At 70.5% G+C, this 21,910-nt stretch carries 15 protein-coding genes; 7 read left to right on the forward strand and 8 right to left on the reverse strand.

The window, feature by feature from the left end:
• Positions 1-510 precede the first annotated feature (510 nt).
• Positions 511-1,146, forward strand: coding sequence for a hypothetical protein (locus tag OG485_RS22985; protein WP_328670463.1), 636 nt, complete (start codon positions 511-513; stop codon positions 1,144-1,146).
• 76 nt (positions 1,147-1,222) lie between these two features.
• On the opposite strand, the gene OG485_RS22990 is transcribed toward OG485_RS22985, so the two are convergent.
• Entirely contained in the window at positions 1,223-1,888 is a 666-nt protein-coding gene (locus OG485_RS22990; RefSeq protein WP_328670464.1) for a DUF4142 domain-containing protein, read from the reverse strand.
• Positions 1,889-2,732: 844 nt separating this feature from the next.
• Here OG485_RS22990 and ctaD point away from each other — a divergent pair.
• A complete protein-coding gene (gene ctaD, locus OG485_RS22995) occupies positions 2,733-4,376 on the forward strand; it encodes an aa3-type cytochrome oxidase subunit I (protein ID WP_328674601.1) in 1,644 nt (547 codons plus the stop codon).
• A gap of 3 nt (positions 4,377-4,379) precedes the next feature.
• Positions 4,380-4,955, forward strand: coding sequence for a hypothetical protein (locus OG485_RS23000; protein WP_328670465.1), 576 nt, complete (start codon positions 4,380-4,382; stop codon positions 4,953-4,955).
• A gap of 51 nt (positions 4,956-5,006) precedes the next feature.
• On the opposite strand, the gene OG485_RS23005 is transcribed toward OG485_RS23000, so the two are convergent.
• Both OG485_RS23005 and OG485_RS23010 read right to left on the reverse strand, forming a co-directional pair.
• Positions 5,007-7,043, reverse strand: coding sequence for a cell wall-binding repeat-containing protein (locus OG485_RS23005; protein ID WP_328670466.1), 2,037 nt, complete (start codon positions 7,041-7,043; stop codon positions 5,007-5,009).
• 261 nt (positions 7,044-7,304) lie between these two features.
• A complete protein-coding gene (locus tag OG485_RS23010) occupies positions 7,305-7,619 on the reverse strand; it encodes a hypothetical protein (RefSeq protein WP_328670467.1) in 315 nt (104 codons plus the stop codon).
• A gap of 239 nt (positions 7,620-7,858) precedes the next feature.
• Between OG485_RS23010 and OG485_RS23015 the strand changes: the two genes are divergently transcribed.
• Positions 7,859-8,113 (forward strand): PLDc N-terminal domain-containing protein, encoded by a 255-nt coding sequence (locus OG485_RS23015; protein ID WP_328670468.1) that lies wholly within the window; start codon positions 7,859-7,861, stop codon positions 8,111-8,113.
• Positions 8,114-8,180: 67 nt separating this feature from the next.
• Here the strand turns inward: OG485_RS23015 and OG485_RS23020 are convergent, their stop codons facing one another.
• Both OG485_RS23020 and OG485_RS23025 read right to left on the reverse strand, forming a co-directional pair.
• Positions 8,181-9,809: an outer membrane protein assembly factor BamB family protein gene (locus tag OG485_RS23020; protein ID WP_328670469.1), complete on the reverse strand. Its 1,629-nt coding sequence runs from the start codon at positions 9,807-9,809 to the stop codon at positions 8,181-8,183.
• 104 nt (positions 9,810-9,913) lie between these two features.
• Positions 9,914-10,918 carry a glycoside hydrolase family 26 protein gene (locus tag OG485_RS23025; RefSeq protein WP_328670470.1) on the reverse strand — a complete coding sequence of 335 codons (1,005 nt, stop codon included), beginning with the start codon at positions 10,916-10,918 and terminating at the stop codon, positions 9,914-9,916.
• A gap of 234 nt (positions 10,919-11,152) precedes the next feature.
• Here OG485_RS23025 and OG485_RS23030 point away from each other — a divergent pair, with 234 nt between their 5' ends.
• From OG485_RS23030 to OG485_RS23040, 3 genes are read left to right on the forward strand one after another with little or no spacing between them, the layout of a single operon-like run.
• Positions 11,153-11,587 carry a hypothetical protein gene (locus tag OG485_RS23030; RefSeq protein ID WP_328670471.1) on the forward strand — a complete coding sequence of 145 codons (435 nt, stop codon included), beginning with the start codon at positions 11,153-11,155 and terminating at the stop codon, positions 11,585-11,587.
• Positions 11,588-11,611: 24 nt separating this feature from the next.
• Positions 11,612-13,786 (forward strand): glycosyltransferase, encoded by a 2,175-nt coding sequence (locus OG485_RS23035; RefSeq protein ID WP_328670472.1) that lies wholly within the window; start codon positions 11,612-11,614, stop codon positions 13,784-13,786.
• A complete protein-coding gene (locus OG485_RS23040) occupies positions 13,783-15,051 on the forward strand; it encodes an acyltransferase family protein (RefSeq protein WP_328670473.1) in 1,269 nt (422 codons plus the stop codon). Before OG485_RS23035 ends, OG485_RS23040 begins: the two co-directional genes overlap by 4 nt.
• 184 nt (positions 15,052-15,235) lie before the next feature.
• Here OG485_RS23040 and OG485_RS23045 read toward each other — a convergent pair whose 3' ends face one another.
• The 3 genes from OG485_RS23045 to OG485_RS23055 all read right to left on the reverse strand — a co-directional run bounded on the left by OG485_RS23045 (position 15,236) and on the right by OG485_RS23055 (position 21,806).
• A complete protein-coding gene (locus OG485_RS23045; protein ID WP_328670474.1) occupies positions 15,236-16,285 on the reverse strand; it encodes a helix-turn-helix transcriptional regulator in 1,050 nt (349 codons plus the stop codon).
• Between the two features lie 135 nt (positions 16,286-16,420).
• Complete coding sequence (locus tag OG485_RS23050; RefSeq protein WP_328670475.1) at positions 16,421-20,155, reverse strand: S8 family peptidase; 3,735 nt, start codon at positions 20,153-20,155, stop codon at positions 16,421-16,423.
• Positions 20,156-20,462: 307 nt separating this feature from the next.
• Positions 20,463-21,806, reverse strand: a complete 1,344-nt coding sequence (locus tag OG485_RS23055; RefSeq protein ID WP_328670476.1) for a COG1470 family protein — start codon at positions 21,804-21,806, stop codon at positions 20,463-20,465.
• Positions 21,807-21,910 lie beyond the last annotated feature (104 nt).

Here is a 21,910-nt window from a genome sequence, read left to right on the forward strand (position 1 = left end):
TGAGCGGGGGTCGTGTATGCCGTGACCGGAAACCACCGTCCATTCCGGGTTTTTGCGGTACCGGCTGTACTGCGCCGGGGCCGCGCGATCCTGATGGCGTCTGCTTCCTCCGTCCTCGGCTCGGTGTCGATCACTCGCCGGACCGGGAGCGTTCTCCTCCGGACCGACGCTGTCTGTACAAGAAACCCTAATCACGCCGAAGCGCGATGTCTACTGTGACAAAGACAGGTTTCGCGACGCACGGGGATCAGATTCCCCGTGGTGCGCGGCGGTCGCCGCGGTGATCGCCGCAGTGAACGGTCCGTATGCGGAATCGAGACCATCCCGCGTCCTTCTCCCCGCAACTTCGGGGCGGTCCCGTGCGTGTCCTGGGGGACAGAATCCGCGGCCGGGCGAGCGACGGCCGTATGCCGTGGTCACGCATGTCGTGACCATGACTTCGCCGGTCGGGAGGACCGAGACGGCCGGCGGCAGCCGGCCGGGCGAAGTCGTCGAGAACGAGGATGGGACATGTCGGGTCTCAGACGTACGTCGGCGCTGGCGCTGGCGGGCGGGATCATGCTGCTGACGGGGTGCCAGGACTCGGCGGGCACGAGCTCCGCCGCGCACACCCCCACTTCCTCCGCGGCCGCCTCGGCCGCGGCGGCCGTGCGCAAGGACACTCCGGCCCCGGCCGCCTCACCGGCGTCGAGTCCCGCCGGCACGAGCGCCCCGTCGCGCGGCTCGGCCACCGGCTCTCCGGAGCGGGCAACCGCCACCCCGGCCGGCCACGCGGCCACCGCCGTCGCGGGCTGCCGCAACCTGGCCTCCGGTGACGCGGTGAAGGCCGAGGTCACCCGGATGTACCGGCACGACGTCACCCACTTCCAGCACATTGAGCCGGTGCCGCACACGTTCTTCTACGGTCAGTGCGGAACCGTCCGCTACGCCGCCACACGTTTCCAGCCGTTCGCGGGTGCCACGCAGGCGGAACTCGTGGGCATGCAGGACGAGGGAAGTGTCACCAAGTACTTCCGCGACTCGGGCGGCGGCTGGGTCTACATCGCGAGCGACGGCCTCCCCGCGGGTCCGCACGGCTGCGGCGACATCCCGGCGATTCCCGACGCCCTGGCCACCGCGTGGGGAAACTGCTCGTTCGCGCGCTGAACCGTCCGCCCTCCTCGCCCCCGGATCCCGGCGCGCCCCGCCCGTGCGGGGCCGCCGGTGCGCCGGCCGCCGGTGCTCACGGCGACGACGGCACCGGAAGCACGGTCGGGATCGCGGCCGGAGAGGCCGTCACTCCGTGCGCGACGGCGTCGAAGTCGACGTATCCCGTCCTCTCCAGCGCCGAGATGTGGCCGAGCTCGGTCCGGTTGGCGACCGTGGCCAGTTCCCGTACCAGCGTGTTGCGGGTGCTGCTGCGCACCTGGGCGAGTTGCTGGAAGATCCTGCCGTGCTCCTCGCGCAGCAGATTCGCGAACAATGTCCGGTACTCGCCGTCCTGAGCCGCCGTCAGCTGCGCGAGCCAGCCCTGCTGCTCGGCGGTCGGCTGGGTCGGCAGGACGATGGCGAGGTCGCCGGCCACGGTGCGGACCCGCTTGTCGAGCTCGGTGTGGCCGGCGACCAGCTGGTCGCCCGCCTCCTTGACGGCCTTCGTGGGGGCCCTGTCGATCGCCTGCCGGCCCGCGGTCGTCTCCCACAGGCCGTCCAGCTCCACCTGCACCACGAGGTCGCGGTCGGCGGTGCTCAGCGGTCCCCAGGGCGTGCTCACCACGGGGCCGGGGTCGGCGATGGCGGCCTTCACCGCGTCGAAACGGTGGGGGTAGGAGTAGAACACCGGGTAAGCGAGTGAGCCGATCGTGCCGCCGATCGCCAGCACCATGAAGAACGTGACGAAGCTGCGCCGCAACTGAGCCTCCCTGCGGACCGGCTGTTCTTCGGCAGCCTTCACTCGTCCGGTGCGGTCCGTACCGGCCGAAGCCGTTCTTGGCGCGTACCGAGTGCTCCAGCCCCTTCCCGTACGGGGGGAACGGGAGTCACGTGGGCGGGGGCACCCGGCCGCCGTGCCAGAAGATCAGTTCGCCGCCCGGGGCCGATAGGGCCGAACGGCCCAGGGCGCCAGGGCCGTACGGACACCGGGCCATGCCCCCGGACGGGGCGCACCCGTCCCCCGCCCGCGCGCCTCACTTTCGCTCCACCGCCCGGCAGTTGGCGGGCCGACGGCGGCGGAAGCGGACGTCCGGGCTCGTCGGCGAGGCCCGCGCGAGGGAACCGGCTCCGGGCCCGTCGGCCGTCGCCCACCGGGACCGGAGGGGCCGTTGGGCCCTCCGGTCAGGGCCTTTCCAGGGGCTGTTCGGCCCTATCCGGCCCCCGTGCCCCGGAGCCGATCATGAGGCGGCGGCCGGGAGGCGGCACCGCGTCCACCCCCGTGCGCGGGCACTTCCCGGCCCGCCGACGCCCTGAGCGGGACGTGTGCCGGACAGGACACGCCTCAGGGGCGGGACATGTGGAGAAGGGGAGGGAGTCGTCCGGTGGACGAGGCACAGACGCACCCGGAGGAGGCGGTGGGACCGCGCACCGCGGTCTCCGCGGCCGGCAGGGCCGAGGCGGCGAACGCGGTCGGCGCGGCACGCGCGGCCGATGAGACGGACGCGGTCGCCGCGGCGGACACGACCGACGGGACCGGCACAGCCGACGGGACGCACGCGGTCGCCGGGACGGACACGGCCCCCGTGGCACGCGCGGCCGGCGAGGTGTCCGGGCGGTCCGGCGGAACGTCCCCCGAGGGGCCCGTCCGCGCGTCGTGGGTGGACTGGCTGACGACCACCGACCACAAGAGGATCGGGACGCTGTACCTGGTCACGGCGTTCGTGTTCTTCGGCGTCGGCGGTGTCATGGCGCTGCTGATGCGCGCCGAACTGGCCAGGCCCGGACTGCAGATCATGTCGAACGAGCAGTTCAACCAGGCGTTCACGATGCACGGTTCGATCATGCTGCTCATGTTCGCGATGCCGCTGTTCACCGGCTTCGCCAACTGGATCATGCCGTTGCAGATCGGCGCGCCGGACGTGGCCTTTCCCCGGCTGAACATGCTGGCCTACTGGCTGTTCCTGTTCGGCTCGTCGATCGCGGCCTTCGGCTTCCTCACCCCGGGCGGCGCCGCCGACTTCGGGTGGTTCCTGTACGCGCCGCTGTCCGACGCCGTCCACTCACCGGGGCTCGGCGCCGACATGTGGATCATGGGCGTCGCGCTGTCGGGCTTCGGCAGCATCCTCGGCGCGGTCAACTTCATCACCACCATCATCTGCATGCGCGCCCCGGGTCTGACCATGTTCCGCATGTCGATCTTCACCTGGAACGTGCTGCTGACCGGCGTCCTGGTCCTGATCATCTTCCCGGTGCTGGCGGCGGCACTGTTCGCGCTCGAATGCGACCGGAAGTTCGGCAGTCATGTCTTCGACCCGGCGAACGGCGGCGCGCTGCTCTGGCAGCACCTGTTCTGGTTCTTCGGCCACCCGGAGGTGTACGTCCTCGCCCTGCCGTTCTTCGGCGTCGTCTCCGAGGTGGTCCCGGTCTTCTCCCGCAAGCCGATGTTCGGCTACATGGGCCTGGTCGGCGCCACCATCGCCATCGCGGGCCTGTCGGTGACGGTGTGGGCGCACCACATGTATGTCACCGGTGGCGTTCTGCTGCCCTTCTTCTCCTTCATGACCATGCTGATCGCGGTTCCGACGGGGGTGAAGTTCTTCAACTGGATCGGCACCATGTGGAAGGGCAGTCTGTCCTTCGAGACACCGATGCTGTGGACCACGGGCTTCCTGGTGACGTTCGTCTTCGGCGGTCTGACCGGTGTCATCCTGGCGTCGCCGCCGCTGGACTTCCATGTCTCCGACTCGTACTTCGTCGTGGCGCACTTCCACTACACGGTCTTCGGCACGGTCGTGTACGCGATGTTCGCCGGGTTCCACTTCTGGTGGCCGAAGATGACCGGCAGGATGCTCGACGAGCGCCTCGGCAAGATCACCTTCTGGACCCTGACCGTCGGCTTCCACCTCACCTTCCTCGTCCAGCACTGGCTGGGCGTCGAGGGCATGCCGCGCCGCTACGCCGACTACCTCGCCTCCGACGGCTTCACGGCCCTCAACACCCTGTCCACGATCGGGTCGTTCCTGCTGGGCCTGTCGGTCCTGCCGTTCCTCTACAACGTGTGGAAGACGGCCAAGTACGGCGAGAAGGTCGAGGTCGACGACCCCTGGGGCTACGGCCGTTCGCTGGAGTGGGCGACCTCCTGCCCGCCGCCGCGGCACAACTTCGCCTCGCTGCCGCGGATCCGGTCCGAGTCCCCGGCCTTCGACCTGCACCACCCGGAGATCGCCGCGGCCGAGGCGGTGAACTGAGCCATGGCGCAGCCCGTTCTGGCGCTGGGTGCCGCACTGCTGACGGTGTCCGGCAGCGTCTGGTACGTCCCGGCCCTCGCCGATCTGCGCGCGGGCGCCGACCGTCCCCACTCCCGCCGGAGCGCGGCCGCGGCCTGCGTGAGCGCCTGGAGCACGGCCGGCACCATCGCCGCCCTGTTCCTGGTGACCGAGGGATGGTGGATCCCCGCCCTCACCGCCGCGGCGGGCGCGGCGGTCACCCTGGGCCTGCGGGCCCGCGCGGTGGTACGACGCCGGTACGAGGCCGAGGAGACGGCCCGCCACTGGGCCCAGCTCCGGAGCGGGCCCACGGTCGCCGCGGACCGCTCCCGGAACGGCCGTACCGCCTTCGCCGCCCTGGTCGCCACGGGTGTCGCCACCGCCGCGGCCACGTCGGCCCTGCTGCTGACCGCCCGCCCCGGCGGCGGGTACTGGCTGGCGGCGGCCGTCCCCGCGACCCTGGTGGCCCTGTTCCTCCTGATCGCGGCCGCGGTGACGCACTCGCCCGCGCACGTGCGCACCGGCCGGCATCCCCGCGATGTGCAGGGCCGTACCGGCTGATCCGCCGGTGGTCCGGGCCGCCGTCGCCTCGGCGGCGGCCCGGACACGGGGTCACTTCGAGACTGTCACCTTGAGCGGGTCCAGATCCGGGCTCGGAACGGCCTTGCCGGTGCTCGCGGTGCTCGCGGACAACGGCTGGGAGGCCGGGCTCTGCGGGACGTCACCCTTGTAGTACGGGGTGTACACGTAGTGGCTGTCCACGCCGATGGCCCTGCCGATCAACGGGACCACCTTCGCGTCGACCGAGCCGTTGCCGCCGAAGACGGCCACGTGGTTCAGGCTCGCCGACGCGCGCATCATGTACCACTTGGTGTCGTACGTCAGCGAGGTGACGTCGGTCCACAGCAGCGGGCCGAACGTGGTCATCGCCGAGGACGCGGAGACGCCGCCGGTCCAGCTGTTCACCGAGGCCACCGCGGCGTTCGACGGCGACGACCACCAGAACTCGGCGAGCCTCGCGGAGACCGGCGCCGGACTGCCGCCGAAGCGGTAGTAGCTGTACTTGCCGGGCCAGTGCGGCAGCTTGCCGCCGTTGTACGCCTTGGCCAGCGCCGACTCGGCGTCGACCCCCACCGTGATGATCTTCGTCGTGCTCGGGCTGTACTTGTTCAGGTAGCCGTACACGGACGCGGTCATGGTCGAGCCCTGGGTCAGCAGTACGACCGCGGTGCCCGAGGTGCCCAGGGCGCCGGCGGCGGAGCTGGCCGCGAGGGCGTTGTGGTAGTCGGTGCCGGTCGCCAGGAACACGTACTTCGGCGCACTGGTGATGGTCTTGGCCACGGCCACCGAGGTGGAGTAGCGCGAGACGTCGGACAGCCGCTTGGCGACGTACCCGAGCGAGGTCACCTTGGACGCCACCGAGCTGTTGAGGATGCTGGTGCCGCCGACCAGGTAGACGGTCTTGCCCTTGGGCAGCATGCGCTTCAGCTCGGTCTGGACGGAGGAGTCCAGGCCCGTGCGGGAGGTCATCAGCACCGGTCCGTGCTTCTTGCCGGCCAGCGAGGTCGCGGTGGTGGCGTAAGCGGAGTCCGACTTGCTGATCAGGACGGCCGAGCTCGCGTTCATCAGGCCGGGCACGCTCTTGCCGAGGGTGTTCCAGGTCCACTTGGACGACGCGATGTTGGTGTCGTAGGTGTCGGCCCCGTAGACCCGGGAGATCGCGTTGTCGCGGATCGGCTGCCAGGCCACGTCAGTGCCGTCGGTCATGGGCACCACCCGTGTCTCCGTGCCCGCGGCGAGGTCGTGGATCCATATCTGCGAACCGCTGGAGCCGGTGTCCGGGCTGCCGGTGAAGTAGGTGTCGTACGCGATCCGGTCGCCCTTGGGCGACCAAGCCGGACGGTTGTGGTCGACGGGGTCCGTGGTGACCTGGGTCGGCGCGGTGCCGTCGGCCTTGACCGTGAAGAGCTGCTTGTGTCCGGCGACGCTGCGCGTGAAGACCAGCGACTGCCCGTCCGGGGACATGCTCGGTTCGTCCGCGTTGGCGGCCACCTTGGTGAACGCCTTGGTGGGGCCGTTGTAGACCCATACGGCCGGGGTGCCGGTGGTGGAGCAGCTCGTGCCGGTGCGGACGAAGGCCAGTTTGCCGTTGACGGCGCCGCTGGCCTTGGAGTCGCAGCCGTCGACGTCGGTGCCGAACAGTGCCTGCGGAGCGCGGGCGCTGTTGGCCGCGGCCACCCGAAGCCGGCTTCCGGCGGTGAAGACGATGTCGCCGCCGCCGTACCAGAACGTCGGATCGGTCGGATGCCAGCCGCTGCCCGCCGGCATGAGGATGTCGTCGCCCGATATCGACTCCTGGGCGTACGTCTTCGTGCGGAGACGGTCGTCATAGGGGTTCACGTAGGCGATCTGGCTGCCGTCGGCGGACCAGGCGGCCTGATTCGCGGTCTCGTAGAACTGGGAGCTCCTGGTCCCGTCGGGGTTGATGTAGCTCAGCGAGCCGAGTTCGTTGTACAGCAGCCTGCCGTCCGTGGCCGGCCAGCCGGCGGTGTCGGCGGTCGCCTGGCCCGGGAGCCCGGCGACGAGACCGGCCGCGAGTGCGGCGACGGTCGTGAGCGCCGCGAATCCGCGACGCGCAGAGGTGTTCAAAGTGCCCCCACAGATGAATGGATGGCTGCCCCGCCCCTCCCCAGAGGCGAACGGACGGCGACGTGTTCGTCGTCCGTACCGCAGCGGCGAAACTTTAGCGTTGGACCAAGGCGTCTGTGCAGGTGGGGGCATGCGGGAGGAAGCGCCTGTCGAAGGGACCGTCCGGCTTCGGGTTCCGAGCCGGGGCGCCACGGGGCCGTGACGGCGGACGGGCCCGGGCGAACCATGTCTCCGGGCCCGTCGGGCGGTGGTGGGAGCCGGTCAGAACAGGCCCTTGTACCCCTGCCGGCCGGTGGCGGCCTTCGTACGGCCGCCGAAGGAGCCCTTGCCGGTGCCGTCGTTGCGCCGGACGGTGCCGGCGGTGTCGCGGGAGACGAGGTCGGCCCGGCCGTCGCCGCTGACGTCCCCGGGCGAGGTCAGCACGTCGTACTGGTTCCAGCCCGTGCCCAGCGAGGTGTACGCGGTGGACGGCGTCGCCGCCACCCCGCACGCGGGACGGTAGGCGCGCGGCGAGCCGCTGCTGAACCGTACGAGCACGTCGTTGCAGCGGTCACCGCTCAGGTCGCCGAAGGGCACCGCCTTCACCGTGGTCGGCCACCCGGAGGGAGCGGGTGGTGATCTGCCGTGGCACCGGGCCCGTTGAGCGCGCCCCGTGAATCGATCGGTGCCTGCCCGGACCGGTCCGGGCTTTCTCGAACCCGGCCGGGATTTCGTGAACCGATCGGAGGGGCTCGTCCGATGAGGGGGTGAGCGCCGCTCCCGCGGAGCCCGCGCCCGAACCGAGTCCGAACCGAGTCCGAGCAAGGAGAAGACGGATGCTGCACCTGGTGGACCTGACGTCCCTCGCGCTGATCGCCCTCGCGGGCTCCATCTGGCTGTGGGGTCTGATCGACTGCGCCCGCACGCCCCGTGACCGCGTCCGCTTCCTGCCGAAGCTGCTGTGGCTGCTCATCCTGCTCAACGGCTCGGTCCTCGCCACCCTGGCCTGGGTCTACTTCGGCAGAAAGCCGGCAGCGGACGCGGCGAAGGTCCCGGCCGGGCGGACCGTGTCCCTCGCCCAGGCGCGGTAGCGCAGGAGCGTGCGTACGAGACCGGCCGGCCGCGCCCGACAGTGATCCCGCCGCCCGGCGGGAGCCCCTACTGGTAGAACCGCACGCCGCCGTGCGACCCGAGGGCGTTGAGTTCCAGCACGCTCCCGTCCGAGGTGACGTACACCGTGCCGGAGGTGAAGCCCCACTTGCCGGTACCCACCGGCAGGCCCGCGACCGGGGTGGTGCGACCGGTGCGCGGGTCGATGGTGATGAGCTGCGGGGAGCCGGACGTGGTGATGGCGTACACCTTGCCGTCCGCGTCGGACGCGGGGACGGCGAGCACAGCGGAGCGCTGGGTCCAGAGTTTGGCGCCGGTGGTGGTGTCGAAGCCGTCGATCACCGGGCTGCCGGCGGCCGTGGCCGGGGTGACCAGGACCTTGCCGTAGAGCCGGGCGGAGTGGTCGGCGCCGGTCTCGTTGCCGGTCGTGAGTTCGTCGTTGCCCACGGCCAGTTTGCGGCCGGTCCCCTTGGTGTCGAAGACCCGCACGGCGTCCTGGCGCGCCGTGTGGACGGCGGCGACCAGCGGGGAGCCGGACAGGATGTGCGTCACATCCGAGTGGGCGCGCTCGGCCTTCCGCCAGATCACCTTCCCGGTCTTGCCGTCGAACGCGGTGAGGATGAACCTGGTCTTCTTGTCGAGGCAGAAGTCGTCCACCATCACGACGCCGTCGGCGCCCCAGCCGTAGGCGTTGCAGTAGTGACCGCGGGCCTGGTAGCCCCATACGCGGCTGCCGGTGCGGAGATCCACACCGCCGAGGAAGTTCACGCCGACGACGGTGGCGACATTGCCCTGCAGATAGGTCGTGGCGGTCGCCGCCACGGGGTGCTTCTTGCTGGTCAGCGGCAGAGACCAGAGAATCTTGCCGGTGGACGCCTTGACGCCGGCCAGCCAGGTGCAGGTGCTGCCGTCCTTGCCGAAGGCGACCGTGCCGATGCCCTGGGCGCTGACCGTCGGCGACATGCCGCAGGGGACGGTGCCGCGCTCGGCGGCGGTGCCGGCGGACGCGGCGCGCCACACCTGCTTGCCGTCGGTGAGGTCGTAGGCCCGCAGGCCGCCTCGGCTGCTGGCCCGGACGAGCAGCTTGTCGGTGAGCCAGCTGCCGATGAGCGCGTCGTCGGCGGCCGGCGCCGGTATCTGCCACACCCGCGTCAGCTTCTCCGAGGCGACGGCAGCTGCCTCCTCCTGCTTGAGCATGACGACGGCGGCCCCGCCGGCGGCGGCGAGGACGGCGAGGGTGAGCACGATCCTGCCCACCCGCCTGGTCTTCCGGGCTCGTTTACCGCCCGCGCCCGCAGGGGCCCCCGACTGCGCGGCGCCGGGCCCGGGGTGGCGGAGGGCCTCCCGGTCGAGGACGGCGGTCGCCGCCGACGGGTATCCGGACTCCTGGTCCGCCCACCCGCTGTCGCGCCACGTGTCCGGGGATGTCCGGTGACCCGGCTCGCGCATGGCCTCATGGGCGTCGGCGCGGAACTCGGGGACCCCCAGCGGCATGGTGCCGTCCCACGACGGGACCGCCGGCTCCGGCTGCTGCTCCCAGTACGGCTGCGGGTGATCGGCCGCGTCCGCCGGTGTCGCCGAGTACGGCTGCGAGCCGGCAACCGACCGGCGGGGCCGGAAGGCCCAGCCGTGGTCCTCCTGCGGTGCCCCCTGGCCCGGCGACGATTCCGTCGACATCTCCGTGATCTCCCCTGGTCGGGCATCCGCATGCGCCAGCCGCATCGATGCGCCATGAAAAACGTCGTCCCTCGCGGGCTTGCGCCCGGTCTGCCCGCCCTGGATCAGCCGTTCTTGAACGAATGACCGAAGTCGTTCCGGCTCGTCTCCACCTGGAACGCGGCCCGCGCACCCACCGAGGTGCTGATCCGCCAGTCCATCAACTGCTTGCCGCCCGGCCAGTCCTTGCGCTGGTCGTACCAGACGAGCCCGATGACGCCGGCTTTCGCGGCGCCCCGGAACAGGTCACGGATGTGCGCCTCCTTGCGGTCGCTCTGCGCCACCCCGGTCTCCGCGATCAGCACCGGCTTGCCGGAGAAGCCCGCGATCTGACGCAGTGTGGGGGTGAACAGGCTGGAGAAGGCGGCGCCGTCGATCGGCCCGTAGTAGCCGATGAGGCCGACCCAGTCGACGTAGGCGCCGCCCGGATAGTACGGGCGCAGTTTCGCGGTCGTGCCCGAGTCGACCACGTGCGGAGTCCACACCCAGATCACGTTGGTGACGCCCTGTGCGGCAAAGGTGTCGTGTACATGCTTCCATGCCGCGACGAAGTCGGCGGGCTCGGCGTGCCCGGGGCCCCAGGAGTTCCACGGGCCGTTCATCTCGCCGGCGAAGGAGAGGGCCAGCGGGCCGTCGTAGGCGGCGATCTGGTCCGCCAGCCGGCGGATGTAGGCGTCGTCCTCGCCCTGGGCGATGTGTGCGAGCGAGGTGTCGGAGGGCACCAGCGCCATCATGGGCAACTGGCCGCGCTGCCACAGGAAGGCGTTGCCCTCCGTGTCGAAGTCGTCGCCCCAGGAGCTGTAGTACTCGCGGATGTCGGGCGTCCGCCCGGCCTCTTCGGCGAAGGCGTCGACGATGTCGTACTGCCAGGGCGTCTTGTCGTCGACGACGCCCAGCGCGCGGCCGGACGGCTCGAGCATGGACGAGACCTGGAAGTGCGCGGCCGGGGCGCCGGCCCCACCCGTCTTGACGCCGCCCTCGCTTCCCGCGCCACCGCAGGCGTCCACCAGGAACGAGACGGTGACCATCAGGATCGCGGCGACCGACAGGCGGCTGCGGCGGCGGGTCATGGCCATGACGGAAGGTCCGATCGGGCAGGGGGCAAGCGACGTCACCGGAACTCTACGAGACCCTCGTGACATTCACCGATTCTTCATATGTAATCTTGTACACGATCGGGAGTGGTCGGATAATCTCCCCTTCCTTGCACATTCATTACTTTCCGCGCTACTCGCTGCTTCCGGCATCGCCGAACCTGCAGAGGTAACACGTGTAACACGACGCAGGAAGGCTCGAGGCCGTCGATGACCAGTACCTCCACGGAGGTCGAGCCCGCTCCCGTCTTTGTGGACCAGACCGGTGCGCGTGGGCGCCGTCTGCGCGGTCTCGGCTGGCTGGTGGGCGTCCTCTGCGCCGGGTGCGTGGTGGCGATGGTCTCCGGCCTGGTCGGAACCCAGTCGCAGGCGCCCGCGCTCACGATCCCCGCCACCGCTGACACCACGCCGCCGAGCCAGTACCTGAACGCGCCGCTGCCCGCGGCTCCCGGCGCCGCCGAACCCGGACAGAGCGCCACCGCCACAGCGACCATCACCGATGCCGCCGCGTCAGCCACCGCGACGACGGCGGCCGGTACCTCGGAGTCGACCACCGTCATCGACACCGAGCCGACGGCCACCGCGACGACGACGGCCGGCACGGTGGCGTCACCCCCCGCCACCGCCACCGCCACCGTGCCATAGCCAGACGCGACCACCAGGAAATCCATGTCCCGCTCCCGCCGTCAACGCTCACGGCAGTCCATAGCGCGGCCGCGCCGACTCGCCGCACCTCCCCTGCGCTTCTTTCTGCCGGTGACCGTACTGGCGACCCTGCTGGCGCTGATGGTGCTCCGGGGCATGGCGAACAACGAGGTCTTCCACGACGAGGCCATCGCCACCTCGGTGGACAAGGTCACCGTCCCGACCAGCGTTCTGGAGGGCGGCCCGGTCGTCGACGCGCGCGGCGCCAAGAAGAACAAGCCGGTCAGCTACACGATCCCGGACAGGACCGTCGTCCTCTCCTTCGATGACGGACCGTCCGCCCAGTGGACGCCGAAGATCCTCAAGGTGCTGGAAGAGAAGAACGTCCGCGCCGACTTCTTCGTCACCGGCTCGATGGTCACCCGCAACCCGGCGCTGATCCGCCGGATCGTGGCCGAGGGCCATGAGATCGGGCTGCACACCTTCACCCACCCCGACCTCGCGATGCACTCCGGCACCCGGCTCACCTGGGAGCTGGGCGAGACCCAGCTCGCGCTGGCCGGTGTCGCCGGCATCCACTCCAGCCTGTTCCGCCCGCCCTACTCCTCCACCGTGGACGCGCTGGACGACTGGTCGTGGCCGGTGACCAAGCAGGCCGGGTCGGAGGGGTACCTGACCGCCTTCATCGACAAGGACACCGACGACTGGAAGCGCCCCGGCGTCGACTCCATCGTCAAGGCCGCCATGCCCGACCTCCCCGGCCAGGGCGAGATGATCCTGCTGCACGACGCGGGCGGCAACCGGGCGCAGACGCTGGCCGCGCTGCCGATCATCATCGACAAGCTCAAGGCCCAGGGCTACGCCTTCAAGACCACCGGCGAGGCGCTCGGCACCGGCTCCGCCAACGCCGAGGTCACCAGCTACAACCTGTGGGTCGGCAAGGCGTTCCTGTGGTGCACCACCTTCTCGGTGCGGCTGCTGCCGTGGCTGGTCGGCCTCCTCGCGGTCGTCGGCGTGCTGGTCATGGTGCGGTTCGCGCTGATGCTGGTGCTCTCGGCCGTCCACGTGCGGCGCATCCGCAAGCCGGGCTTCACCTGGGGCGACCCGGTCACCGAACCGGTCACCGTGGTGGTGCCCGCGTACAACGAGCAGGAGTGCATCACCAACACCCTGCTCTCCCTGGCCGGAAGCGGCCATCCCATCGAAGTGATCGTGGTCGACGACGGGTCGACCGACGACACGTCCGCCATCGTGGAGGAGCTCGACCTGCCGATGGTCCGGCTGATCCGGCAGCCGAACAGCGGCAAGCCGACCGCCCTCAACACCGGTGTGGCCGCCGCCTCGTACGACCTGATCGTCATGATGGACGGCGACACGGTCTTCGAACCCGCCACCGTCGGTGAGCTCGTGCAGCCCTTCGCCGACCCGCGCGTCGGCGCGGTGGCCGGCAACGCCAAGGTCGGCAACCGCGACACGCTGATCGGTGCCTGGCAGCACATCGAGTACGTGATGGGCTTCAACCTCGACCGCCGGATGTACGACGTGCTCAACTGCATGCCGACCATCCCCGGCGCCGTGGGCGGCTTCCGCCGCTCGGCGCTGGAGCAGGCGGGCGGCATGAGCGACGACACGCTCGCCGAGGACACCGACGTGACCATGGCCCTGCACCGGGCCGGCTGGAAGGTCGTCTACGCCGAGAACGCCCGGGCCTGGACCGAGGCGCCCGTCAGCATGAAGCAGCTGTGGTCGCAGCGCTACCGCTGGAGCTACGGCACCATGCAGGCGATGTGGAAGCACCGGCACTCGGTGCTGGAGCGCGGCGCGGCCGGCCGCTTCGGCCGGGTGGGCCTGCCGTTCGTCGCCCTGTTCATGGTGGTCACCCCGCTGCTCGCACCCGCCATCGACATCGGCATGGTCTACGGCGTGGTCTTCGTCGACGCGTACAGGACCCTGGCCGCCTGGTTCGCGGTGATGACCCTTCAGGCCGTCTGCGCCTGGTGGTCCTTCCACCTCGACAAGGAGAAGGCGTGGCACCTGATCACGCTGCCGGCCCAGCAGGTGGTCTACCGGGTGCTCATGTACATGGTGCTGCTGCAGTCCACCATCACCGCGCTGACCGGGGGCCGGTTGCGCTGGCAGAAGCTGAAGCGCACCGGTGAGGTCGGGCTTGAGCACACAACGGGGGCGATGTCGTCATGAGTGGCGTGGAACGAGGTGCCTTCGGCACCCGGAACTCTTACGACACCGTCGCCCTGCGGGTGACGGACCCTGCCGTGCTCGCCGCGCACTTCGACCCGCAGCCCGAGGAGGCCGCCCCCGCGCCCGCGCACAAGCCCGGCCGTGACCGCTACCTCGACCTGCTGCGGGCGCTCGCCCTGGTCCGCGTGGTGATCTACCACAACTTCGGCTGGACCTGGCTGCCGATCGTCTTTCCCTCCATGGGTGTCATGTTCGCGCTGGCAGGGTCGCTGATGGTGCGGTCCCTCAACCGGCCGGCGCTGGGCGTGATCCGCGGCCGGCTGCGCCGTCTGCTGCCGCCGATGTGGCTGTTCGGCGCGGTCGTGGTGCCGCTGATGCTCCTGGAAGGCTGGAGGCCCGACGCCCTTCACGTCAACTGGTGGTGGGGCGACCTGGCCTACTGGATCCTGCCGTTCAGTGAGCCGCCGTTCGGGGCCTCGCTGCACACCTTCGGCGGGCACCTGCCGAGTTCCTGGGCCGAACAGATCTGTGTGCCGCTGTGGTACCTGCGTGCCTACCTCTGGTATGTCCTGCTGTCGCCGCTCATGCTCAAGGCGATGCGGAAGCTGCCCTGGGTCACCCTGCTGGTGCCGCTGGCGCTCGCGTTCTTCATCAACTCCGGACTGGTCGACCAGTCCGGCCGGCTGATGGAAGCCGTCACCGACTTCACCACCTTCGGCTCCTGCTGGCTGCTCGGCATGGCCCACCAGGAGGGGCTGCTCCGCAGGATCCCGCAGTACATCGTGCCGTCCATCGCACCGCTGGTGCTCATGTTCGGCTACTGGTGGCTGATGCAGTCGCCGGTGGAGAACCCGCGGTTCGGGCACGATCTGGAAGCGGTGCCGGTCGCCCAGGCGATCTGGTCGTTCGGCGCGGTGCTGCTGCTGCTTCACCTGAGCCCGTCCTGGGAGCGGTGGCCCAAGCCGCTGGAGCGGTTCAACGGCGTGATCACCCTGCTCAACTCCCGCGCGGTCACCGTCTACCTGTGGCACGCCGTCGCGCTCGTGGTGACCGAGCCGCTGATCGACCCGCTGTGGAGCAACAGCTTCCTCTACCACCACGCCCAGTGGCTGCTGTCGAGCCAGTGGACCCCGCTGGTGCTCGCCGTTCCGCTGATCTGCCTGGCGATCCTGCTCTTCGGCTGGATCGAGGACGTGGCCGCCAAGCGCCGCCCGCGGCTCTTCCCCTATCCCCGCCGCTCGAAGGGCCGCCGCCGCAGTCGCTGATGCCGCGTCACCTGCGACGACCTTCCCGCACCCCGTCGCCCCGCAGTTCTCCCGGAGCCCGGGGCAGCCCGTACCCGGGGCCGTGCCCGCGCTCGCGCAGCAGTGGGACGCCGACAAGTTCGTCCTCTGCCTGGACCCCGTGAAGAAGTAGGACCCCTCTGCGGCCCGGCCCGGCCCGGGACGGCTAGCCGGTTTCTTCCGGAACACCGTGCGCGCCAGGAGGAGACGTCTGCCGGACCGGCACGGGTGGCGCTGCCCAGCCGTGCCGGACGGCGTGACCGCCGAGCTGCATCCGGGTACGGACTCCGGCCATGTCCATGAGGTGGCGCAGGCGTCGGTGCAGCGTGCGCGGTGACAGGCCCAGCTGTGCGGCGATCGTCTGGTCGGTCAGGCCGGCCAGCAGGAGCGCGAGGATCCTGCGGTCGAGGTCGCCCGGACCTTCCGCACCGAGCTCCACGGCGGTTTCGGCCTCCGTGCCGGTGCCCGACAGTTCGAGCGGGTGGGCGGTGCGCCATACCGTCTCGAACAGCGCGTCCAGCGCGTCCAACAGGCCGCTGCGGTGCAGCAGTACGGCGCCGGGCTCTCCCGCCGGTGTGACCGCGAGCGGGACCAGGCCGAGCTCGGCGTCGGCCAGCACGAGTTTCATCGGCAGCTGGTCGGCGACACGCAGTTGCACGCCGTTGCGCAGTGAGGCGATCGCATCGGTGATGATGCCCGGCTCCGCCAGTACGGCCCGGTCCAGCACCGCACGGAAGTGCACGCCGCGGTCGATGGCCATGGGTTCGGCCGTGTTCTCTTCGGGCGGGACGGCGAGGAACGGCGCGGTGATGAAGCTGCGGACCTGCGTACGGGCCGCCTGCTGTACCTGGAGGAAGCGATGACGGATGGCGTCGCGGCCCGTGACGACTTCGATCAGATCGTTGATGCTGTTCCCGGTCATCGCCGCCCGGTGCTCCTCGGCGAGGGTCACCAGTGCCTGCTCGGCCATCCGCAGCCCGTCCCGGCGCCGGCTGATGAGAGCGCCGAACGCCATGGCCGGCGGCGCGGCGGTGAACTGCTCGTCCGCCGACCTGACCACCAGTTCCCACCCGACCAGCCGGGACAAGGCCTTGTCGACGTGGGCCCGCGGTACGGCGAGCAGATCCGACAGCAGCGTCGCGGTGGAGTTCGGCCGTCCGACCAGCGCCCGGTAGACCATCTCGTCATCGGGTTCGAGGCCCAGAACGTCCAGCATCGGCGACCGACCTTCTTCCACTTGCGGCGGCGGGGAGAGTATGTGCCAAGCCGGCAGACCCTGAACAGTCCCTGCTGGGAGCAGGTGACGGGAAGGGCCCCGGGGAGGTGACTCCCCGGGGCCCGGCAGTGCGGTTCATCGCAGGCCGTACGCCCGGACGATCTCGTTCTTGACGCCGTAGCCGCGGTCCGTCCCGGCGCTCGCGCGGACCGAGACGAAGCCGCCGGGCTTCCTCGCCGTCCTGAACGAGCCCTGCCAGTAACCGCCGTCGCCCTTGGTCAAGGTCACCTTCCGCCAGGTGGCACCGTCGTCGTACGAGACGTCCAGCTTCACCGTGGTGACCTTGCCCGGCACGGTGCCGAGGTCCATCGACACCGGCTTGAGCGCGATCCTCTGGGTCGCATCGGCCTTCACGTCCCCGTGCAGGTCCGACTCCAGCTTGTAGTCCAGGTTCAGCACCGAGAACGGCTCGAAGTCGTCCGAGTCGACGGTGCCGGACCTGAACGTCCACTCGGAGTGGGTGCGCGTCGACAGCCGGAAGAAGTCGCCGGGCCGCTCCGCGTCGAGGACGGCGCGGTAGGGCAGGTCGCCCGCCGGCACCTCCTGCCACTGCATGTCCCCGCTGACCGGGTTGTCGTGGATGAGCGTGTCGCCCTGGAAGATCTTCAGGTGGGACGGCGTCTCACCCCACGGCAGGTAGCCGCCCAGGCGCATGGTGTCGCTGGCGGAGGCCCACGCCTGCACGTTCCAGGTCATGTAGTTCTGCCAACGGGAGTTGTACACGCCGAAGGACTCGCTCTGGGCGGGCCGGGTCGCCGGGGCGAACCAGTCCAGACGGGTGGTGCTGCCCTTGGCGTACGTGTTGTCGCCCGACACCATCGTCCACGGCAGGGCTCCGTCGACGCCCTGCGCGTGGAACTCCCGCCAGTCCTGGCCCGGGGTCACCCATTCCGTGCGGGTGCCCGGGTGCCACTCGGCCTCGGGGAAGTTGAACGACGGGCTGAGGGTGAAGTCGGACCGGTAGCCTTCCGCCGGCTTGCCGCCCGTGGCCGAGTAGTAGCGGGCGTCGATCCGGGCGAGGTCACGCTTGGCCGGCTGGTAGACCAGGGGCCGGTCCGGCACCTGCCCGGGGTAGTCCCGGGTCAGGTCGTAGACGAACGGCGTGTACTCGGTCTGCTTCACGGTCAGCTTGAAGCGGCCGGTCCTGGCCATCGCGACCAGGGCCTTGCCCTCGTCGCGGTGCACGGTGGCGACCGGGACGGCCGATTCGCCGACGTACTCCATCAGGGCCCCGACACCGTCGTTGACCACGATCAGCGCCTTCGCACCGGCCGCCACCGCGGCCTCGGCGCGCTCCTGCGGCGAGACCTCGTCGCTGCGCTCGACGACGACGAGCTTGCCCTTGGCCCTGACCTTCTCGTACGCGGCCGCCGAGCCGTCGCCCGCGTAGACGGTGTCCAGCCTGTCCGTGACGGTGCCCAGCGCGCTGCCCGCCTGCACCAGGGCGTCGAAGCCGCGGTGACCACCCGCCGTGCTCAGGCTGAGCTGCGGTTCACCCTTGCGCCAGCGGGTGGTCAGCATGAACTCGCCCTGCTTCATCCGCTGTGTCGGCGCGACGTAGACGTCGTCGTACGTCGTCGGCAGCACGTACGCGCTGCGGTAGTCCAGGTACGGGTCGAGGCCCTTGTAGTGGACGTTGAAGTCGACCTTGCGCTGGCGGTCCTCGGTGCGCTGGGGCGCCTCGGTCCGCAGCAGGTGTGCCCTGCTGGCGTCCAGCACCACGTCCGCGGAGCCGTCCTTGAGCACGGTCTCCGGGTCGACCAGCACGGCCATGCCCGAGCGGTCCGCCTTCTCTCCCGCCACGTCGAGGTACCCCGCGACGGTGTAGGTGCCGGGTGCCATGCGCATGGTGGTCGAGCCGTCGACGTAGACGTTCCACGGCCAGACGTCGCCGGCCAGGTTGATGCCCACCCAGCCGGCGGCGGGCTTGCCGTCGCGGCCGACCAGCTTGATGTTCAGGTTGTAGCGCTCCTCCTCCTTGAGCAGCGCCACGGACGTGCGGGTCACCGGCTTCCCGGTGGCCGCGTCGGTGCCGATCACGTAGCCGACGTGCCGGCCTGCCGAGGCGGCTCGCGGGTCACCGGTCACCGGGACGGTGGCGGTGCCGCCCGCCGGGACGGTCACCTCGGTGTCTCCCAGCGCGAACGGGCCGCCGTCGTCGGTCAGCGTCAGGTTCAGCGTGACGTCGGTGGAACCGGTGTTGGTGAAGGTCAGGTCCTTCGTGACGGCGGCGTCGCTCGGCTCGTGCGGCCAGGTGTAGTTGCCGAAGAAGAGCGATCCGGTGCCGCGGACCGTGGTGCGCACGGCGGCGGCCACGTCGACACGGCCGGTGCCGACCTCGTACGGCGAGTACCCGCCGTCCAGGCCCTTCGCGGTGCTCATCAGGTGTTCCTTGAGCTGCGCGCCGGTCCAGTCCGGGTGACGCTGGGCCAGGATCGCCGCCGCGCCGACCACGTGCGGGGTGGCCATGGAGGTGCCGCTGAGGGTGCGGTACAGGCCCTCACCACCGTCGGTCATGTCCTGCGAGCGCGCCGCGGTGATGTCCACGCCGGGCGCCGCGATGTCCGGCTTCATACCGCCTGAGTAGGCCAGCGGGCCGGTGCTGGAGAAGGACGCGAGCTGGTCCTGCTTGTCCGTGGCGGCCACGGTCAGCGCCGAGGCGGCCGCACCCGGGGCGGAGACGCTCTCCGGGCCCGCGTTGCCGGCGGCTATGACGAACAGCGTGCCGTACTGCTCGGACAGCGCGTCGACCGTCTGCGACATCGGGTCGCTGCCGTCCGTCGGGTAGGTGTCGCCGAGACTCATGTTGACGACGTCCGCACCGGACTCGGCCGCCCACTGCATGCCGGCCATGACCCAGGAGTCCTGGCCGTAGCCCTCCGCGCCGCCGAGCACCTTGCCGACGAACAGGTCGGCGCCGGGGGCGACACCCTTGTAGTCGCCTCCGGAGGCGGCGCCGGAGCCGACGATCGTGCTCGCTACATGCGTGCCGTGCCCGTTGACGTCCGTGACGCCCTCGCCCGGCACGAAGCTGGTCGTGCCGTCGATCACGCCCGCGAAGTCGGGGTGGTTGACGTCGATACCCGTGTCGAGCACCGCGACCTTGACGCCCTTGCCGGTGTAGCCGTCCTTCCAGGCCTCGGGCGCGCCGATCAGCGGCACGCTCTCCTTCAGACTGGCCTTGACGCGACCGTCGAGCCACAGCTTCGACACACCCGCGCCCAGCTTCGTGCCGCCCCGCGGCGCGACGGTGGTCCAGAAGGTGCGGGCCCGCCGCTTCTCGGTGCTCAGCGCGGCACCGTGGATGCCCTTGAGCTCGCGGGTCAGCCTGCTGCCGCGGGGGGCCGTCGGCTCGACGGCGGAGCGGGACTTCGGCCGGGTGTACGCCGCGATCAGCGGCACCGCGGCCGACTTCGCGTCGTCGTAGCCCATCTCGATCAGGTCGGTGACGTCGAACAGCCGCCGGTCCAGCTTTCCGGCGCCCAGCAGCGGAGCCGCCTCGTCCGGGACGACGAACAGGTCGCCCTTGATCTCCTGGATCTTCACGCCCCCGACGGCGCCGTCCGGACGGTGGACGTCGGCGGTCTGCTTGCCGTCGGCCATCGTGGTGACGGTGACGACGTCGCCGGTGACCAGGGTGACCTTGTGGGTCGCCGAGGGCCTGGCGGGAACCGTGGGCCTGGCCGGAGCGGCTTGTGCGGGCGCTTGCAGAAATGCGAGCCCCGACGCCAGCAGCGGCAACGCGGTGGCGGCGGACACGAGCCGCCGGCGTCTGCGCCGAAAGGCGGAGGACTGAGAGGGGGAGGACATGCCATGGGTCTATCGGCCGGTTCACACCGACGTGAAGGCCGGACGGCGGCAAGTCCTCGCCATGGCAAGGACTTGCCGCCCGCAAACCGTGCAGACCCTGTCGACCCGCACTTTTCGGACGCGGACGGGCTCACGTCACCTGCCGGTAATCGCGATGATGCCGTCGGTCTGACTGCCGTATGTGTGCCGTCTGTGACTGGATGTCGTTTTTGAGACCAGGGTTATCGGATTCTGGACAGAATCCATGGCCGCTCTTTACAGATGTAGTCGGCACCAATCAAAAATGATCGAGAGCTTGAAGTGCGGTTCACTCGGTGCGGCTGATCACACCGCTCACGTTGAGGACTTCGTGACATCCCTGCGCCTGGCGGCCGGTGGCCGGAGTGCCCGGCTTCGTGCAGGTCACTTCGATGGTCACGGTGTTGTTCGCGGGGATCTTGATGGGGGTGACCCAGTGGTAGTCCTGGTTGCGGAAGGTTTCCAGGGCGATCGTGGTGATCTTGCGATTGCCGAAGCTGATCGTCATCACCCCTTCGTCGCCCTGGAAGTTGGCGACGACGATGTCCGTCACACCGAAGACGCTCTTCTCGGGCACCTTGTAGGTGCCGGCCTCGGTCGTCCCGCCGGAGGTCTTCAGGTCGATGGTCGCCGAGCTCTGCTGACCGCCGCCGACAGCGGTGCCGTCCCCGGTCGAGGTGCCGTCGCCGCCCGCTCCGGAACCGTTGCCGGTGCCCTTGCCCTGACTGCCGGGCGAGGCGCTCGCGCCGCCGGAACCGCTGTCGGGTGTCTGCCCGTTGCCGCCCTGCTCTCCCGCGGGCGTGGGGCGCGGCTGGACCACCTCGTTGGCCGCCTCCTTCGCGGCGCTGCGCACCGCCGGGCGGACCAGCGTGAACCAGGCGAGCAGCAGCGCGAGCAGCACCGCGAGCACGGCGAGCAGCCACTTCGGGAAGATGGGGATCTGGACGAACTCCGCGTCCAGCGGCGGCCGGCCGGCGGTCTCGTCCGGCTGGGTCCCGTCCCGGTCACCGGTCTCGGCGACGGCCAGGGTGAACGGCCACACCGCCGGGGAGCCGAACCACACGGGCTTGCCCGTACGGACCCGCAGCCCGACCTCGACCGACTCGCCGGGCTCCAGCTTCGGCTCGGCCGGGTTGAAGGCGAACGCCAGCTCCTCGCCCGCCTGGCCGGGGGTGAAGCCCACCTGCACCGGGGTGTTGCCCTGGTTGCGTACCGCGAGCCGGTAGCGGCCGCGCAGCCAGCCGCGCCGGCGGCGCGGGGCCAGCTCGGTCCGCAGCTCGTGGAACTCCTCGATGTGCACGGTGGTCTCGGGGACCGTCACCGCATCGGGATGCTCGGCCGGCAGGACCCGTACGCCCAGGGGCAGCTCGCCGGCGCGTATCTCCGGGGAGCGTGGCGGCTCCAGACGGATCGTCACCGTCTCGGAGGTGCCGGGGTAGAGGGAGACCCTCGGGGGTTCCACGGTGGCCCAGGAGGCGCAGTCCCCGACGACCTCCAGGCTGTACGCCTCGACGATGTCGCTGTCGTTGCGGACGGTCAGACTGGTCGTGGCGGTGCTGCCGGGCGCCACCGTCACGGCCGGGATGTCGAGGCTGGGCGCACCGGGGCCGGAAGAGGCTGCAGAAGGCGTCACACGACCACGGTAGGAGCGCGCCCGGGCGGCCACGAGGGATGCGAGGGCAACACGCGGGCAGTCGTGATGCCTCTGAAACCCAAGTCAACTCACCTACGCTTGTG

Origin of the sequence: Streptomyces sp. NBC_00328, assembly GCF_036139655.1 — a bacterium.
GTDB lineage: Bacteria > Actinomycetota > Actinomycetes > Streptomycetales > Streptomycetaceae > Streptomyces.

Coding starts and splice junctions, on each gene's coding strand:
- OG485_RS22985 (WP_328670463.1), top strand. CDS start 511: ATGTCGGGTCTCAGACGTACGTCGGCGCTGGCGCTGGCGGGCGGGATC.
- OG485_RS23000 (WP_328670465.1), top strand. CDS start 4,380: ATGGCGCAGCCCGTTCTGGCGCTGGGTGCCGCACTGCTGACGGTGTCC.
- OG485_RS23015 (WP_328670468.1), top strand. CDS start 7,859: ATGCTGCACCTGGTGGACCTGACGTCCCTCGCGCTGATCGCCCTCGCG.
- OG485_RS23020 (WP_328670469.1), bottom strand. CDS start 9,809: ATGTCGACGGAATCGTCGCCGGGCCAGGGGGCACCGCAGGAGGACCAC.
- OG485_RS23025 (WP_328670470.1), bottom strand. CDS start 10,918: ATGACCCGCCGCCGCAGCCGCCTGTCGGTCGCCGCGATCCTGATGGTC.
- OG485_RS23030 (WP_328670471.1), top strand. CDS start 11,153: ATGACCAGTACCTCCACGGAGGTCGAGCCCGCTCCCGTCTTTGTGGAC.
- OG485_RS23035 (WP_328670472.1), top strand. CDS start 11,612: ATGTCCCGCTCCCGCCGTCAACGCTCACGGCAGTCCATAGCGCGGCCG.
- OG485_RS23040 (WP_328670473.1), top strand. CDS start 13,783: ATGAGTGGCGTGGAACGAGGTGCCTTCGGCACCCGGAACTCTTACGAC.
- OG485_RS23045 (WP_328670474.1), bottom strand. CDS start 16,285: ATGCTGGACGTTCTGGGCCTCGAACCCGATGACGAGATGGTCTACCGG.
- OG485_RS23050 (WP_328670475.1), bottom strand. CDS start 20,155: ATGTCCTCCCCCTCTCAGTCCTCCGCCTTTCGGCGCAGACGCCGGCGG.